Below are 14726 nucleotides of genomic sequence, written 5' to 3'. Positions count from 1 at the left end.
CTCACTCCTTTGATCACGACGGCCCGGTTGGGCACACCGCACGTTTTTTTGCAATTCGTAACCATATATCGAGACGAAACAAAACACACAGAAAGTCCTGCGCCCGGAATACGGCACGAGTTCGACAGACACACCAAAGTGACATGTCAAACCATTTCATTTTGACCTGTCTTTGACGACGACGCCAAGAAGGCATCCCGCACGCTCAAGATCCTCACTCAGAAGTCCGATGACAAAACTAAGTTCCGGTATGCTTTCGTGCCCCAGGCGCGAAAGCAATGCCGCAAGATCATCTTTCGAAGCCGCGCTCTCTTTTTTCTTCATGTTGTGACGCGCACGCGCCTCACAGGCGTCGGCGAGTTCATCATAAGCGCTTTTGAGGCCCTCACAGGCTTCAGCCAGTCCTCCGCGCATCACATCCGTTCCAGCATCCCCCATCCGGGCCGCCAGCAGCGTGTCTCCCATCAGACGCCGCATCAGAGGCGGAAGCGCGATCAGAATCGTACGACGCTCATCGAGTTTTCCGAAACGTTCCTGTCGGGCCTCGATCACATGTGAGTTGAGGTCGTTGAGCAGAGACACGCAACGTTCCCCTTTCTCCTCGAGTTTTGCCCAGTGATCCCGTTCCGCCAGCGCGGCGCCGAGAAGATCGCCCAGTTCCCGAAAAAGCTGGGCGGCCTGCAGAAATGCTTTGCGGCACGCACTTTCATGCAGGACCAGTCGCGACACGACGACCGAAATGACCGTTCCAAGAAAAATCGCGAGGAGACGATCCTTGAGCGGTCCGAACGGACTGCCCGAAACCGGCAGGAGTGTCACGATCATCAATGTGATCGCCGAAAAGCGCAGCGCGGGCTTTACCGCCGCGAGAAAGGTGAGCGGCGCCAGCGCGAGCCAGAAAGGCGGCCAGTAACAATCGCTCAGAATGCGCGCCAGAATGACCGCCGTCCCGGCCACGGCGCCGATCAGGGTTCCTGTGATCTGGTCGCGCGCGGTCGAAACGGTATCGGTAATGCGCGCCTGCGTGACGATCAGAGCCGTGATGAGCGCCCAGATCGTCTCCGGCAGCCCCAGAAGATTGCCGACGATCCACGCACCGCTGACGGCGATGAGCGTGCGCAACGTCTGTCGCCACGGTCCGGCCGACCGCAGCGCCACTCTCCAGCCTCCCAATCCCACCGATCAGTTGCCGTCGAGCGGCAGCGGCACCCAGCGCAGCCCGTCTCCGTCTTGTAGCAAAAGCAGGACGGAGTGCTTTTTCTGTTGGCGCGCGCGCGTGATTTCCCTGGAGAAGGCCTCAGGCGAGTCGACTTCCACCTGCTGCACTTCGGTCACGAGGTTGCCGACCTCGATACCGCGCTCCGCCGCGGGACCATCCGCCTTCACGTCCGCGACCACGACGCCACGCTGGGAATCCGACAACTTGTATTTGGTGCGGACATCATCGTCGATCGCACCGATCGTCAGGCCGAGATCAGCGAGCGCGATGGTTTTGGCCCCCTTCGTCGCCCTGGCAGCGGCGGGCGGCATATCCGGGGCTTCCGGAGAGGGCTTGAGCAGCACGTCAAGATTGACGGACGCGCCTTTGCGCCAGACGCTGAAATGCGCCTTCGTGCCGGGTGCCAGCTCCGCCACAAGGCGCGGCAGCGAACGTCCGTCAACTGGACTACCGTTCAACTGCAGGATCACGTCGCCGGTTTTGAACCCCGAGATCTCGGCCGGTCCCTTGGCCTCGACATTGGCGACGAGTGCGCCGTGCGAGGTCTTCAGACCCAGACTGTCCGCAATATCGTGGGTCACGTCCTGCACGCGAATCCCCATCCAGCCGCGCTGGACATGTCCCACCTTGCGAAGCTGGTCGATGATTCCGCGCGCGTCGTTCGAAGGGATGGAGAAGCCGATACCAATCGAGCCACCGGACGGGCTGTAGATGGCCGTATTGATGCCCACGACCTCGCCCTTGAGGTTGAACAGCGGGCCGCCGGAGTTACCACGATTGATTGGAGCGTCCGTCTGAATGAAATCGTCGTAAGCGCCGCGATCGATACTGCGGCCCCGTGACGACACGATACCCGCCGTCACGGTTCCGGCCAGACCGAAGGGATTGCCGATGGCCAGCACCCAGTCGCCCACGCGCGCCTTGTCACTGTCGCCAAATGCGACCGTTGGCAGCGGATGCGGCGGATCGACCTTGATCACGGCGAGATCCGTCCGGCTGTCGCGACCGATGATGTGAGCCTTCAGGACCGTATCGTCCTGCAGGGTGACGGAGACCTGATCGGCATCCTTCACCACATGGTTGTTAGTCACGATGTAGCCGTCCGGCGATACGATGAAGCCGGACCCCAGTGCCTGCATCTTCCGGGGCGGTTCGTCGGGAGACGGTTTGCGGTTCATGAAGTCGTGAAAGAACTTCTCCATCGGCGAACCGGGCGGAAACTCGGGAACCGCCGGAGAATCATCACCTTCGCCGTCCTCGTCCTCGTCGTCCTGACCCGGCTTGAGGGTCGCGGAGATCGAGACGTTCACCACGGCCGGCAGCAGTCGCTCCGCCAGATCGGCGAAGCTGTCAGGGACAGGATGCCCGCTGGCAGACACTGGAACCCCGGACACTGGAACTCCGGGCGCTGAAGTCACAGGCACTGGAGCCACAGGCGCCGGCGGGGCGGAGGGCCTTGCCTGAGCATGGGCACGATTCATGACGGAAGAGCCGCCAAAGAACGGAAGAAACGCGGTCAGGACGGTGCCACCGAGGAGGACGGCAGGAAGAAAGCGGAGTCGCATGAGCCGCACGCTATCCCAGATGATGGCATGTCGTCACCACCATCTGGCGGGGACGACCGTCTCTTCCGCTTGAGGAAAGCTCAAAATCCGGTCTGCACCGAGAAATAAACACCCGTCTGGTCGCGAAAAGTCGCAATCGTGCCGAGCGAAACATAAGCCGCCGTTATGTTGAGATGCTTGTTGACGAAATAACTGGCGTAAACATCGAACCAGTTGCTTTCCGGTGTAAAATTCTGGTTGCGCGGCTTGGTCCGATATTCCACTCCCACAACCAGACCCGGAAGAAACGAGGGCAGATAGCCCAGAGAACCCTCGAACTGCGGATAATAATTGTTGTTACGGTCTCCGCCGAAGCCCAGAATACCCCACTCGTTACCTTTGGTCAGGCGCATCGTCGTGTCGATCAGAAGTCCCAGCTTGGGAAAAAGCTTCGTCGCGGCAATATAGACATCCGCCCCGTCCGTGCTTTTCGAACCCACTTCATGGATGACCTTGGAATCCCCGTCATGCTTGTACATGGCCCCCACGGAAACCTGGGGGATCAACGTCTTGTCCAGCAAGTGTCCGAAAAGCCGGACCTTGATGCCGCCCGTATCGAGGTCGAACTGATAGCCCCGACCAATTCCAAGCTTCGCACCGGTACCACGCGTCTGAAAGAAATTATGCGAATAGGAAATTTCCACACGATCATAGAAACCCATGAGCGCGCCGACATTTTGGTCCCAGTAATTCGTGACGTTGACGTAGCTGTAATGGAAGGCCATCCCGACGCCCTTGTCACTTCCATAACCGCCGATCGTCGCCCAGCTTGCGATACCGCCGCCGCTCGACCCTTCCAGCGAACTCAGCCCACTCGTGCCGAGCGTCCTCTGCCCGTCGAAAAGACGTGAAAGAGAGAAATCATTTTCCGACTGTCCGGTCGCGGGAGCCTCGCCATCCGTAACGGCGGGACCGAGATTGACCTGTGCGGTTGCAGGCGTGTTCGACGCCGCCACGGCGCGCATTGGGAATAAATAGAGCGCAGAAACAGCAGTGACGAGAAAACATCTTAAACTCCCCGAAGATGTCGGGAAATCAAAACGATATTTTTGACGACCCGCGCTCGAACTTATGGAAGTCAATTCAGGAAGAGTAAGCATTTATTGCCTCCGTCCGGCAGCAACACTATTCTTCTGCCCTGAACGCGGGCTATATTATCACGTTTACTACCGCCATCTTCTTCTAACACTGAAGAAGTTCATTTCTTCATTAAAGTTTGGATCGCAATTTCAAATATACGAGATTAGGGGAACCGATCCCTCTTTTCAGTATGCGGGCGCGTCTGAACCATCAGGTCCGTTCGTTATGGACATCAAGAGTTTTCAAGCGCTTTCCGTCGTGCCTCGGCCCGCGTTTCGCCAGCCATGAGAGCCGCTTCCCGCCGATGCCTGTCCAGCCACCAGGCCATCATGAAAACCGCCAGAAGACCCGTCACGTTCACGACCACCTGCACCCACCAACCGTCTCCCGCGCTATTCATGAAAAGACGGGCAAAAAGATCCAGAACCGTGCCGAGACTGAAGACTTCGAGCGAATGACGTCCAAGCAGGGCAAAAGCCTGCCCGATTTTCGTTTCCGACACCCTGATAGCCGTCACAGACGACTGCACGACGAAGAGGATGGCCATGGCTTCCGTCCAGCGCGGAAACGCGAGGATGGATTTATCGGCTGAAGGCGGGGTGATCGGCGTCAGATCAGGAAGCCCCCACTGGGCATAAGGGAAACGTTCGAAGGCGCCGAAAATCAGAAGCCCCACGCATGTCCATCGCAGCCAGCGCGGAATCGGCAGGTTGCCGTCGTTCCTGCCCGCGACCCATGCGGAAAGCATGCCGAGCACGAAAATGAACTGCCATGCCAACGGATCGAAATACCAGCCATCGGGGTCCAGCCAGTTCGGGAAATTGATGGATGGATTGAAATTGGCCACCACCCACAACACGAAACTCACGCCCAGCAGCAGCCAGGGCGAACGCGACCACAGCCAGACCATCAGCGGAATGCTGAAAAGCAGTACGATATAAAGCGGTAGAATATTCAGATTGTTGGGTAGCGCCTCTAATGTGAGCACATGCCAGACCCATCCCGAACCATGAGCCAGCTCCGGCTCCAGGAAATCGACGGGCACGGGGTCATAATGGCGCCAGCGCCGAATCGTGAGAATCGAGACGAACAGCATGATCATCTGGAATAGATAAAGGCGCCAGCAGCGCCTCAGGATCCGCTCCACAGTGTAAAGCCATCCGCCCTCCGGCGGCCCGCGCAGAATGCGGCGGCCATAGGCGAGCCACGACGCATAGCCCGCCAGAAGTACGAAGATTTCGGCGGCATCCGCAAAGCCGAAATTACGCATCGTGAAACGATTGAGCACGTCCTGCGGGGCATGGTCACACAGCATCATCAGCAGCGCGAGGCCGCGGAGGGCGTCAACACGATGGTCGCGGCGCTTTCGCGGAGTGGCGGCATTATGGCCCTGTGGCGCGCCCTGACCCATCAGTTCTTCCCCTGCATGCTGGTATGACCCGGTCCGTGATTCACGCCACCCCGGTCCCGATGGTCACGATCCTGTCAATCTCTCCACGGGACTGCGTTCATACGCAACGATGACGTCGGGTTCCACTCCCTGCGCGCGGCTACGCGTGATAGACTGCGGATTGCCACCCCAGTCCAGGCCGCTCGGTCCGGACCAGATCGTCCGAGCTATCCCGCCTGGACCATCCTGCCTAGACCATCCTGTTTGACGAAAGCCGCACCTCCGTCCCCCCGGCATAATCGAAGGACCGTCATGACTTCTTCCAACATTCCCGAAAACGGCCCTGAAAACGGAGCAGATTCAGGACGTATCCTTGAGACGCTGCGCCTCGTGAAGGATGAAAGCGGCGCTTCCAATGTTCTGTCCTTCGCTTCCCTCGAAGGCGTCGCGGTGCATGACGGGCATGCTCATATCTCATTGTCGACATCGCGCGCCGACGTCGAGAAACTCGAACCCCTCCGTCCCAGGGCCGAAGCCGCGATCGCTCAGTTACCGGGGATCGACAAGGCGACCATCATCCTGACCGCTCATCGTGCGCCGGGCCAGCCGCCGATCGGAGGCGGCCATCGCCCCTTCCGACTGGATGCCCCCGCCAACAATCCCGGCACGCCGGAAGCGCGCCCGGGTGGGAAGCTACTGCCGCAGGTGCGCGCCATCATCGCCGTCGCGTCCGGCAAAGGCGGTGTCGGAAAGTCGACTACCGCCGTCAACGTCGCGGCCGGTCTTGCCCGGCTTGGGCTGCGCACCGGTATGCTCGATGCCGATATTTACGGCCCGTCTCTGCCTCGCATGCTGGGACAGCACGCCAAACCGTTCGTGGAGAACGGAAAACTTATCCCCATCGAGGCATGGGGCATGCATGCCATGTCCATCGGCTTCCTGGTCGACGAGCGTCAGGCGATGATCTGGCGGGGTCCGATGGTCATGGGAGCGATCGGGCAGTTTCTCGGAGACGTGGCGTGGCCGGATCTGGACGTTCTGGTCATCGACATGCCGCCTGGCACGGGAGACGCGCAATTGACCATCGCCCAGAAACTTAGCCTGCGCGGCGCCATCATTGTTTCGACGCCGCAGGATATCGCGCTTCTGGACGCACGACGTGGCCTCGCGATGTTCGAAAAGATGCACGTGCCCGTCCTCGGCATCGTCGAGAACATGTCCTATTTCTGCTGTCCAAACTGCGATCATCGCACGGAGCTCTTCGGTCATGGCGGCGCGCGTCAGGAAGCCGAAGCGGCCGGTGTGCCGTTCCTTGGCGAGATTCCCCTGCTCGCCAACATACGCGCCAGTGGCGACGCGGGCGCGCCCGTGATTCTCTCGGAACCCGAAAGCGAGGCCGCCCGGGCCTACACGGCGGTCGCTCGCGCGGTCGCGGATTCGCTGCGTCTGGGACCCGCTGCATGAAAAGAACATCAGCACCCATACTCGTAATCACCGTCAGCCTCCTGCTGTCCGGCTGCGCGACCCCAAAACAAGTCGTTCATCATGGCTACGCAGCCGATGGTTACGGCGTGATCGACAATTCACCCCATCTGCCGCCCCCACCGCACCTGATGCAGCCCGCGCAGACGGCAACGCCGACCACGCCGTCGAAATAAGCGTGCGACACTTTCGTCGGTGAGTGGCTGACTTTCAAAATCGGCGGTCATGCTCCTGCCATGGGAGGTAGGGCGGCTTTACGGAAGTGCTTTCTCGAAGGAACAGCCTACACACTTTTTTAACTCGTCCAGACCTTACACTGGCTGAAACTGCACATATCGAAGAGTCGCTTCGTAAATCCTGCCATGGCTTCGAGCCTTCGATGAGGAGTTGATTTCGATGCCGGACGTCAGGGAGAACTGGAAGGTTTCGAGTTCTCATAAGTCGCACGCACCTCTCCTGCACAACGCACAGCCTCTTTCGTCGTCGCTGAAGATTTTCGTTCCCCTGACAGGTGCGCTTTGCTGCGTGGGACTTTTCGGCGCGACAGTCGGCCTCATGCAGGATCCCGAATCGGGTCAGTCCGCCATGGCGGCCTCGGAGCAGACATCCATGGCGCAGGCCATAAGCGTCGCACACGATGACTCCGTTCAAGGATTTGATTTTTACTGGTTGAACAACAGGACAGCCATTGAAAAACATGCGATCCCCAGCGCCATGCTGACGGGCGACGGCGAAACCATTCGCGGCCCCTGGCCCGAATCGCGAGTGCTTCTGCGCCCGAGCGGAGCAAGCCACGCCTGGATCGCCAGCTGGACCGGCATTCCGCTCGATGCGTGTCCTGCCTTCGCCGATGGCCTAGATGCTGATCATGTGAACATCAACGGCTTCAACCTCAATGCCTCCCGTCAGAATGTGGCCACGCAGATTGCGACATTATGTCAGCAGGCCCCCGTCGACAGCGGCTCTTCGATTGAACTCACCTATATTGGCGACGAAAACGGCCCTGCGGAGAACGCTGAATAAGGCTGCCCCCCCCATGATCCGCGTGGGAGAAGGGCACAGACCTGTCACGCATTTCCATAGCAAGCCCCGATTGACGACGATCAAAACAAGCGCCAAAAGAAAGCCGTCGCGGCGACAGATCGAGCGTTCTTCGGAAAGCGCTTGATGTTATGAAAGCAGCCTGATCGACAAATGGCGGAAAAACGCCTTATGCCGGGTTAGCACAGTGGTAGTGCAGCGGTTTTGTAAACCGAAGGTCGGGGGTTCAAATCCCTCACCCGGCACCAGCATTCCTGCTATGCGCGTTGTCCATATCTGCAAAAGCGCAGAAAGAAGGCGCCAGGGAACTGTTCCAGTGACGTAGGCACGTTCGTGGTCAGCTATGACTGTGACTCGCACGCACCGATTTCCAGGGTGACGGTAAGATCAGCTTTTACAGAAGTTGCTTACGCACTCAAAAGCCGAGACAGGCACCTGCAAGGAATAATGCGGCCACACTCAGATAGAGTGCGTGTTCCATTGGCAGTTCGTGACGCATGGCGTGACCTCCGTTTCGGCAAAGATTTACGTCGAAATGTGTCTGCAATGCGCCACAAAAGCAGCCATTACGAGATTTATGCGAGGTTTTTCGGAAAAGACCGCGAAAATATTCAATTTAAATAAGTCACCACAATGACTGTCTATGATACTTTATAAACGGCGTTATGATCTTTCCATACGCAAGCATGATGGCAATAAAACTCGCCTTCTGGATTGATCAACCTGACAAAATACGTCGTATTCTTGTCGTAACGGTATCAGTTTCGAAAATGCCGCTGTCCCGTGACGAACGCAACCGGATCAATGCCCATGGTGTTAACCTGACTCACAACGGATGAACGATTCGTCCACAATGTTGCCCACGATGCTCTCCACGGAATCTGTGGGTAACCCTGATAAGCTGAGAGGTCGCATTGACCCACCACCCTGTTCCGTCGACCCGACTGCCCCCCTCCGACGCCCTGGAGACCGAACGTGTCGAATTGCGGAACAGACTGCTGGAACGCCTTCCCGACGCCATGCAACGCCCCCTGACGTGGCTTCTCGTGCCGCGTCACCGATGGGTTCGCATTCCGGCCGGTCTTCTTCTCATTCTCGGTGGATGCCTGAGTTTCCTGCCGGTCCTGGGCTTATGGATGCTGCCTCTGGGCATCCTGCTGCTGGCGGAGGATATTCCTCCGCTCCGACGTGCAAGCCACCGCATGCTGCAATGGATCCAACGCAAGCATCCGGCCTGGATGGGGCCTCCCCATAAGGAGCCTGTGCAAAAGACTTGAGCGCTTTGACGCTCTAACGGGACGGCAACGGCCAGAACACCTCGATGCCGATGGAAATCAGAACCAGCACGACGGCAGTCGTCACGAACAATGTCATTGATGGTGTGCGATGGGCGGCCGGTTTTTCGTCCGGCGCCCGATCAGGGGTAACTTGCGGGCTCCCCTGCCTCATGATCCGGTCAAGGTCGGTCACGGGGCCGGCGTCGGCGCTCTCAAAGCCGCCTGCATCTCGTCCCATTCACGCCGACTGAGCCCCGATTCAGGCTGTGTCACGGCTTCTCCCGCCAGTTGACGCTGTAAAACCCGGATCATCCCCGCTGAGAAAGTGAAGGCCCCCAGACGATATTCCTCGAAAGCCGCGCAGGTCACGGGCACCCAGGCCCGGAGCACGTCCAGAATCGCTTCCGCATACACGCGGATCTCATATTGCGCGTGAGGATCGGCACGGAGACTGACGAAGTGCAGCAGGTTGTGCAGGTCAATCTTCCAATACCACTGGGTGTAGGTATTCAGCGTGAGATTCATGCGCGCCAGCTCACGCGCCAGACCATATTGGTCCGGATCGAGCAGCCGTTCGTATGCATCGTAGCACTGGGTCGCATCACGGCGCAGCAGCGCGAGCACCTCGGCAGCCTTGTCGGGCGACAGCACTTCGGCACGTCCCTGACGATTGGACTGGCTCTGGGCCGAGATCTGCTCGGGCGTGGGCAGATAGAATTCGCGGTCCAGGATGGAATAGCGCGCCGAATATTCATTCACATTCGCCATGCGATGACGGATCCACTGTCGCGCCACGAAAACCGGCAGTTTGACGTGAAACTTGATTTCGCACATCTCGAACGGCGTCGAATGACGATGACGCATGAGATAGCGGATCAGACCTGTGTCTTCAGACACTTTCTTGGTTCCACGCCCATACGACACGCGCGCCGCCTGCACGACCGCGCCGTCATCTCCCATGTAATCGACCACGCGGATAAACCCGTGATCCAGCCGTTCGATCGGCGTAAAAAGAAGGGCCTCGAGCGCGGGCACGGTCGGGCGGCTCGTGGTCGTGGGAGAACGGCGTGAAGCCTCGATCTCGGCGCGTTGTTCGTCTGTCAGGGGCATAAGGCGCGATTAGCACGCAGAGCGCGGTTTGCCCAGTCGACCTTTGCCCGGCTGAGCCTCGCTTATCCCGGCCTTGCATGGCGATGCCACCGCCCCTATATCAGAGTCGCCGTCGTGCTCACGCACTTGGCTATGGCGATAAACGGCTCGTGGAATAATCGTTGTGGACCCGGGGGCAGTGCCCGGCGTCTCCACCATAATACTCTCCTACCCGGCAACGGCGGAGACGATGGGGACGAAACAGGATCGACACGCGTGGTAAAGACCAGTCTTTTGCCCGGCATTGTACCGCCGTCATCGGGCTAAACTCAGAAGTGCCAACGATAACACGAAGGTGCTCGCTGTCGCTGCATAAGCGATAAGCGCGGTTCGGGAGGGCACCGGGCAACAGAAGCCCTCCCACTTTCCCCAGACTTGCCTTGACGTGCGATCTGTCGCATCCCTGCCCTCAGATATCTGATTTGGTGGACGTATCCCTATGAGCGACGATCACGACGGTGGTTTCGAAGGCGACCTGCCCGAAAGCCTGCTGCCCTATGACGAATGGGTGGAAGATGCCTACCGCGAAGTGATGCTCCGCGCCCTTGAACATGCCGCGCTCGAGGGCATGCCGGGCGACCACCACTTCTATCTGACGTTTCAGACCGACTATCCCGGTGTAAGAATTCCAGATCGACTTCGGGCCCAGTACCCTCACGAAATGACCATCGTGCTACAGCATCAGTTCTGGGATCTCACGGTCGACCGCCGTCTCAACGAGGTATCCGTCGGGCTGTCATTCGGTGGGATCGGGAGTACGCTCGTCATTCCGTTCGCGGCCATCACGGCTTTCGCGGACCCTCATGTCCGCATGGCCTTGCGCTTCAGCGTCGCGGTTTCCGATGCCGCTGAAGAGATCCCGCCGCCCGCCGAGACCGGTATCACTGCGGACGAACCTGAGAAGGAAGCACCGCAGCAGGACGCTCAGGTGGTGAGTCTTGACGCGTTCCGTCGCCGCCCTCCGCAGGATGAACGCAACTGACGAAGGATTCCGCCGTCAGAACGTCGTAGTGCCGCGCCCGTGACCGACGAGAAACGACCGCATCCGGCTTCATCCGACCTCGTACGCTGGTTCATCCTGGTCCTGTGTTCCGCTGCCGCCGCTTTTCTCCTTGCGAAGCTGCACTTTACCGCGGGGCTGCTCGTCGCCCCCCTGGTCCTCGCGGCTTATATGGCCGTCCGGGGGTGGCAAACCCGCGTCCATAACAGCCTCTTCGCTGGCGCCCAGGCCACGATCGGGCTGCTCATGGCGCAGTCGCTGACACTGCCGGTTCTACATGAAATCACGCTGCGCTGGCCGATTTATCTTCTGAGCGTTTTTGCGGTCATCGCGCTGAGCTTCTCATTGGGCTGGATTTTGATGCGTCTGCGCATCATGCCCGGCAGCACCGCGCTATGGGGTTCGTCTCCGGGCGCGGCCAGCGCCATGACACTTCTCTCGTCAGCTTTTGGCGCGGACACACGTCTCGTCGCCTTCATGCTCTATCTGCGGGTCGTTCTGGTGGTGATCGGCACCTCGGTCGTCGCCCGTTTCGCACTGCATCCGGCGCATTTTCATCCGTTGGGAGGCATGCCCGAGCGACTGCCCCACGCCGACGCTCTCGTCGTCCCCGTCGTGCTGGCCATCACGCTTGCCGCGTCGTTCATAAACTTCCCCGCAGCGGCGATGCTGCTTGGCCTCGCCTCCGGCATTCTGGCCCATATGTTGACATCCGCCGCGCTGGCGCCGTCAATCTGGCTTCTGGCTCCGGCCTACTTCGTCGTGGGCTGGGTCATAGGCCTGCGCTTTACGATGGATGTCGTCCACCATGCCGCGCGAGCGTTGCCCGCGGTCCTGTGCTCGAGCCTCATCCTGATCGGCGCATGCGCTGCCCTGGCCATACCGGTCGCACGTATCGCCCATACCGACTGGCTGAGCGCCTATCTCGCGACCAGTCCCGGTGGCGCCGACTCGCTGGCCATAATCGCGGCCTCCAGCCCGGTCGATATGGCCTTCGTCATGACCATGCAGATCGCCCGTTTTATCATTCTTCTCGCGGTCGGGCCGACCCTTGCGACATGGCTGGCCCATCGGGCACGGCATTTGGATCGCCCATGACAGAGGCCGCACCCCGCGCGCCAGACACGGGCGGCCAGACACGGGCGGCCAGACACGGGCGGCACGACAACCCTTACCCAATGGTCAAAACCACCCGACATCCTGTAACCTGACAACTCCCGATCTGGAGGCACGACCCCGCATGCGCTTTACCGTTGACCGGCTCGACCATATCGTCCTGACCGTCCGCGACCGTTCGATTTCAGCGTCATGGTACCAGCGCGTCCTGGGCATGGATATCGAGGAATACGGCCGCAACAATCGTGTGGCCCTCAGCTTCGGCGGCCAGAAAATCAATCTTCGCCCGATCGAGTCCGAGGGTTGGACGACAGCAAGAGATGCGGGTCCCGGCGGCAGCGATCTGTGCTTCACGACCGCCATCGACAGCGAAAACATACTGCGGCATCTCGAGAAATGCGGCGTGATCGTGATCGAAGGCCCCGTCGTGCGTATCGGAGCGCTCGGCCCCATGACCTCCGTTTACGTCAACGATCCCGACGGCAATCTGATCGAAATCGCATCTTACAAGAGTTGACCGCGCAAAAGTTTGTTGCGGTCACGGGATTGTGCGCGTGCCATCGCAACTAATAACGCGGGAGACATATTTTTTTTACATAGCTTTGCTAGATAAAGGGAAATTCACTCGACCCATCCGAAACGAACAGGAATCGGAACGGGCAACAGGACCAAGGCGGGATACTGAATGCCAGCTCTCCGGCTGACCAGGAGCAGGTTTGCACTTGCACTTCTCACGGGAACAACAAGCCTTGCTCTCGCTACGCACCACGCTCACGCCGACGAATATACCGATCTTCTCGACATTCTGCGCCTGAAGGGCAGCCTCACAAAATCCGAATACGACGGGCTGATGACCAAGCACACGCGCCACATGCGTGCCGATGCGTCCGCCGCACGTCATGCTTCCCCGGAACCCGAGGAACGGGAGGCACGCGCGCAGACCGCTTCGGGCAGCAACACGCACAGTCATCATGTGCTCCGTAGCGCCAGCCACAGGACGGAGCTGGCAGGCAATGACAGTGACGCCGCCCTGTTCCAGGCCCAGGACGCCGCACGTCGCGCCGAGGCCAGCGCCGACGCGGCCCAGCAGGCGCTGGCCAGCGCACGGGCGGAGTATCACAGCCCCAGCATCGTACGGGTCAGCGATTACGTGCCCGGCAAGGGCATCACCTTCCATGCGGGCCAGATCGACCTGAATTTTTCGGGCTTCGTCAACGGCTTCTACACATTCAACAATCCTGGCGGCGGCACGCCCGTGGCCGGCGGCGTCGCCAACGGCGCTTCGGGCTTCGACAGTTCGGCCGTGCGTAACGGCCTGCTGCCCGCGGGCATGCTCATCAAGGTTTCCACCACGCAGGAAGGCTGGGATATGTCGGCCAATTTCGGCCTCTATCCCGGCATCAACAACAACAAACCCGGCGCCTTCAACGCCAATTCGGGCGGCAGCGCGGTGGGTCTTGGAACGGCGGGCCTCGACGTTCGTCAGGTTTTCGCGACGTTCGGGCGCAAGGATGTCGGCACTTTCAAGGTCGGTCGCGACCTCGCCCTTTTCGGTGGCGACGCCATCCTCAACGATGCGACTCTGCTCAGCGTCGGCTCGACGGGCAGCAACACCGCGCCTGCCAATACATCGCTTGGCCGCATCGGCGTGGGTTACGTCTATGCCGACTGGATTCCCCAGATTTCCTACATGTCTCCGAAATGGAAGGGACTCCAGGGAACGATCGGCATCTTCGAGCCGCTGGACGAGTTCAACTTCGCAGGCGGTGGCTATTCCGCTGGCAATACGCAGCACAGCTCGCCCATGGTGCAAGGCAAGGTCACTTATGATTTCAACATTGGTGACGTGACCGCACGGATCTGGTCGAGCTTCCTGGTCCAGCATCAGCAGGCGCTGTTGGGAGCCGGGATCAATCCGAGCGCCAAGCGCGGACAGACGGCGGCGGCCGCCGATATCGGCACGAAAGTCACCTACGGGCCGCTTGAAGGCGTCGCCTATTATTATTACGGCAACGGCCTCGGCACGACGGGCCTGTTCTTCGACGGCATCGCCGCCAATGGACGCAAGCGCGATTCGGAAGGCTATTACGTCCAGATGGCCTACAAGATCCTGCCCAAACTCAAGCTCGTGGGCAGCTACGGGCAGAGCAACCTGTATCAGGCCCCCGGAGAGATCACGCCACTGCTCGTGCGTCGTAACGAGTCCGAAGTCGGCGCGGCCTATTACAACCTGACGGACTGGCTGACCCTCATGGCCGAATATGCGCACACGACCTCGCTCGCGCATGGCCCGGACCACAACAAGGACAACACCATCTCGGTGGGTGCCGCGATTTTCTTCTAAAAAAAAGGCCGGTTCTTGAAAGAA

At 59.7% G+C, this 14726-nt stretch carries 14 protein-coding genes, 1 tRNA gene and 1 other RNA gene; 10 read left to right on the top strand and 6 right to left on the bottom strand.

Features of this window, described 5'->3' with window-relative positions; all coding sequences use genetic code 11:
* Positions 1 to 156: 156 nt before the first annotated feature.
* The 4 genes from PWM43_RS01390 to PWM43_RS01375 form a co-directional block, all read right to left on the bottom strand.
* Entirely contained in the window at positions 157 to 1158 is a 1002-nt protein-coding gene (locus PWM43_RS01390; RefSeq protein WP_289840773.1) for an FUSC family protein, read from the bottom strand.
* Between the two features lie 24 nt (positions 1159 to 1182).
* A complete protein-coding gene (locus PWM43_RS01385; protein WP_289841149.1) occupies positions 1183 to 2700 on the bottom strand; it encodes a DegQ family serine endoprotease in 1518 nt (505 codons plus the stop codon).
* Between the two features lie 164 nt (positions 2701 to 2864).
* Positions 2865 to 3788, bottom strand: coding sequence for a DUF3034 family protein (locus PWM43_RS01380; protein WP_289840772.1), 924 nt, complete (start codon positions 3786 to 3788; stop codon positions 2865 to 2867).
* A 347-nt stretch (positions 3789 to 4135) separates the two neighbouring features.
* On the bottom strand, positions 4136 to 5314 hold the full coding sequence (locus PWM43_RS01375) for an OpgC family protein (RefSeq protein WP_289840771.1): 1179 nt from the start codon (positions 5312 to 5314) through the stop codon (positions 4136 to 4138).
* A 291-nt stretch (positions 5315 to 5605) separates the two neighbouring features.
* On the opposite strand from PWM43_RS01375, the gene PWM43_RS01370 reads away from it, so the two are divergent.
* From PWM43_RS01370 to PWM43_RS01350, 5 genes are all read left to right on the top strand, one after another.
* Positions 5606 to 6757, top strand: coding sequence for an Mrp/NBP35 family ATP-binding protein (locus tag PWM43_RS01370; protein ID WP_289840770.1), 1152 nt, complete (start codon positions 5606 to 5608; stop codon positions 6755 to 6757).
* Positions 6754 to 6951 carry a YgdI/YgdR family lipoprotein gene (locus PWM43_RS01365; RefSeq protein WP_289840769.1) on the top strand — a complete coding sequence of 66 codons (198 nt, stop codon included), beginning with the start codon at positions 6754 to 6756 and terminating at the stop codon, positions 6949 to 6951. Before PWM43_RS01370 ends, PWM43_RS01365 begins: the two co-directional genes overlap by 4 nt.
* A 220-nt stretch (positions 6952 to 7171) precedes the next feature.
* A complete protein-coding gene (locus tag PWM43_RS01360) occupies positions 7172 to 7798 on the top strand; it encodes a hypothetical protein (protein WP_289840768.1) in 627 nt (208 codons plus the stop codon).
* Between the two features lie 191 nt (positions 7799 to 7989).
* Positions 7990 to 8064, top strand: a tRNA-Thr gene (locus PWM43_RS01355).
* Between the two features lie 666 nt (positions 8065 to 8730).
* Positions 8731 to 9093, top strand: a complete 363-nt coding sequence (locus PWM43_RS01350; protein ID WP_394356005.1) for a hypothetical protein — start codon at positions 8731 to 8733, stop codon at positions 9091 to 9093.
* Between the two features lie 13 nt (positions 9094 to 9106).
* Here the strand turns inward: PWM43_RS01350 and PWM43_RS01345 are convergent, their stop codons facing one another.
* Both PWM43_RS01345 and thyX read right to left on the bottom strand, forming a co-directional pair.
* Complete coding sequence (locus PWM43_RS01345; RefSeq protein WP_289840767.1) at positions 9107 to 9286, bottom strand: hypothetical protein; 180 nt, start codon at positions 9284 to 9286, stop codon at positions 9107 to 9109.
* Complete coding sequence (thyX, locus tag PWM43_RS01340; protein ID WP_289840766.1) at positions 9283 to 10203, bottom strand: FAD-dependent thymidylate synthase; 921 nt, start codon at positions 10201 to 10203, stop codon at positions 9283 to 9285. Before thyX ends, PWM43_RS01345 begins: the two co-directional genes overlap by 4 nt.
* Positions 10204 to 10272: 69 nt before the next feature.
* On the opposite strand from thyX, the gene ssrA reads away from it, so the two are divergent.
* From ssrA to PWM43_RS01315, 5 genes are all read left to right on the top strand, one after another.
* Positions 10273 to 10607, top strand: a transfer-messenger RNA (tmRNA) gene (gene ssrA / locus PWM43_RS01335).
* 74 nt (positions 10608 to 10681) lie between these two features.
* On the top strand, positions 10682 to 11224 hold the full coding sequence (locus tag PWM43_RS01330) for an SspB family protein (protein WP_289840765.1): 543 nt from the start codon (positions 10682 to 10684) through the stop codon (positions 11222 to 11224).
* A gap of 39 nt (positions 11225 to 11263) precedes the next feature.
* Complete coding sequence (locus PWM43_RS01325) at positions 11264 to 12340, top strand: AbrB family transcriptional regulator (protein ID WP_289840764.1); 1077 nt, start codon at positions 11264 to 11266, stop codon at positions 12338 to 12340.
* A gap of 142 nt (positions 12341 to 12482) precedes the next feature.
* Positions 12483 to 12875: a VOC family protein gene (locus PWM43_RS01320; RefSeq protein ID WP_289840763.1), complete on the top strand. Its 393-nt coding sequence runs from the start codon at positions 12483 to 12485 to the stop codon at positions 12873 to 12875.
* Between the two features lie 168 nt (positions 12876 to 13043).
* A complete protein-coding gene (locus PWM43_RS01315) occupies positions 13044 to 14702 on the top strand; it encodes a porin family protein (RefSeq protein WP_289840762.1) in 1659 nt (552 codons plus the stop codon).
* Positions 14703 to 14726 lie beyond the last annotated feature (24 nt).

Origin of the sequence: Brytella acorum, assembly GCF_029309905.1 — a bacterium.
GTDB lineage: Bacteria > Pseudomonadota > Alphaproteobacteria > Acetobacterales > Acetobacteraceae > Brytella > Brytella acorum.
This window is presented reverse-complemented; position numbering and strand designations above follow the sequence as displayed.

What these genes read in the sequence shown, in the direction of transcription:
- PWM43_RS01385 (WP_289841149.1), bottom strand. Translation starts at nt 2,700, where the DNA reads ATGAATCGTGCCCATGCTCAGGCAAGGCCCTCCGCCCCGCCGGCGCCT.
- PWM43_RS01380 (WP_289840772.1), bottom strand. Translation starts at nt 3,788, where the DNA reads ATGCGCGCCGTGGCGGCGTCGAACACGCCTGCAACCGCACAGGTCAAT.
- PWM43_RS01375 (WP_289840771.1), bottom strand. Translation starts at nt 5,314, where the DNA reads ATGGGTCAGGGCGCGCCACAGGGCCATAATGCCGCCACTCCGCGAAAG.
- PWM43_RS01370 (WP_289840770.1), top strand. Translation starts at nt 5,606, where the DNA reads ATGACTTCTTCCAACATTCCCGAAAACGGCCCTGAAAACGGAGCAGAT.
- PWM43_RS01365 (WP_289840769.1), top strand. Translation starts at nt 6,754, where the DNA reads ATGAAAAGAACATCAGCACCCATACTCGTAATCACCGTCAGCCTCCTG.
- PWM43_RS01360 (WP_289840768.1), top strand. Translation starts at nt 7,172, where the DNA reads ATGCCGGACGTCAGGGAGAACTGGAAGGTTTCGAGTTCTCATAAGTCG.
- thyX (WP_289840766.1), bottom strand. Translation starts at nt 10,203, where the DNA reads ATGCCCCTGACAGACGAACAACGCGCCGAGATCGAGGCTTCACGCCGT.
- PWM43_RS01330 (WP_289840765.1), top strand. Translation starts at nt 10,682, where the DNA reads ATGAGCGACGATCACGACGGTGGTTTCGAAGGCGACCTGCCCGAAAGC.
- PWM43_RS01320 (WP_289840763.1), top strand. Translation starts at nt 12,483, where the DNA reads ATGCGCTTTACCGTTGACCGGCTCGACCATATCGTCCTGACCGTCCGC.
- PWM43_RS01315 (WP_289840762.1), top strand. Translation starts at nt 13,044, where the DNA reads ATGCCAGCTCTCCGGCTGACCAGGAGCAGGTTTGCACTTGCACTTCTC.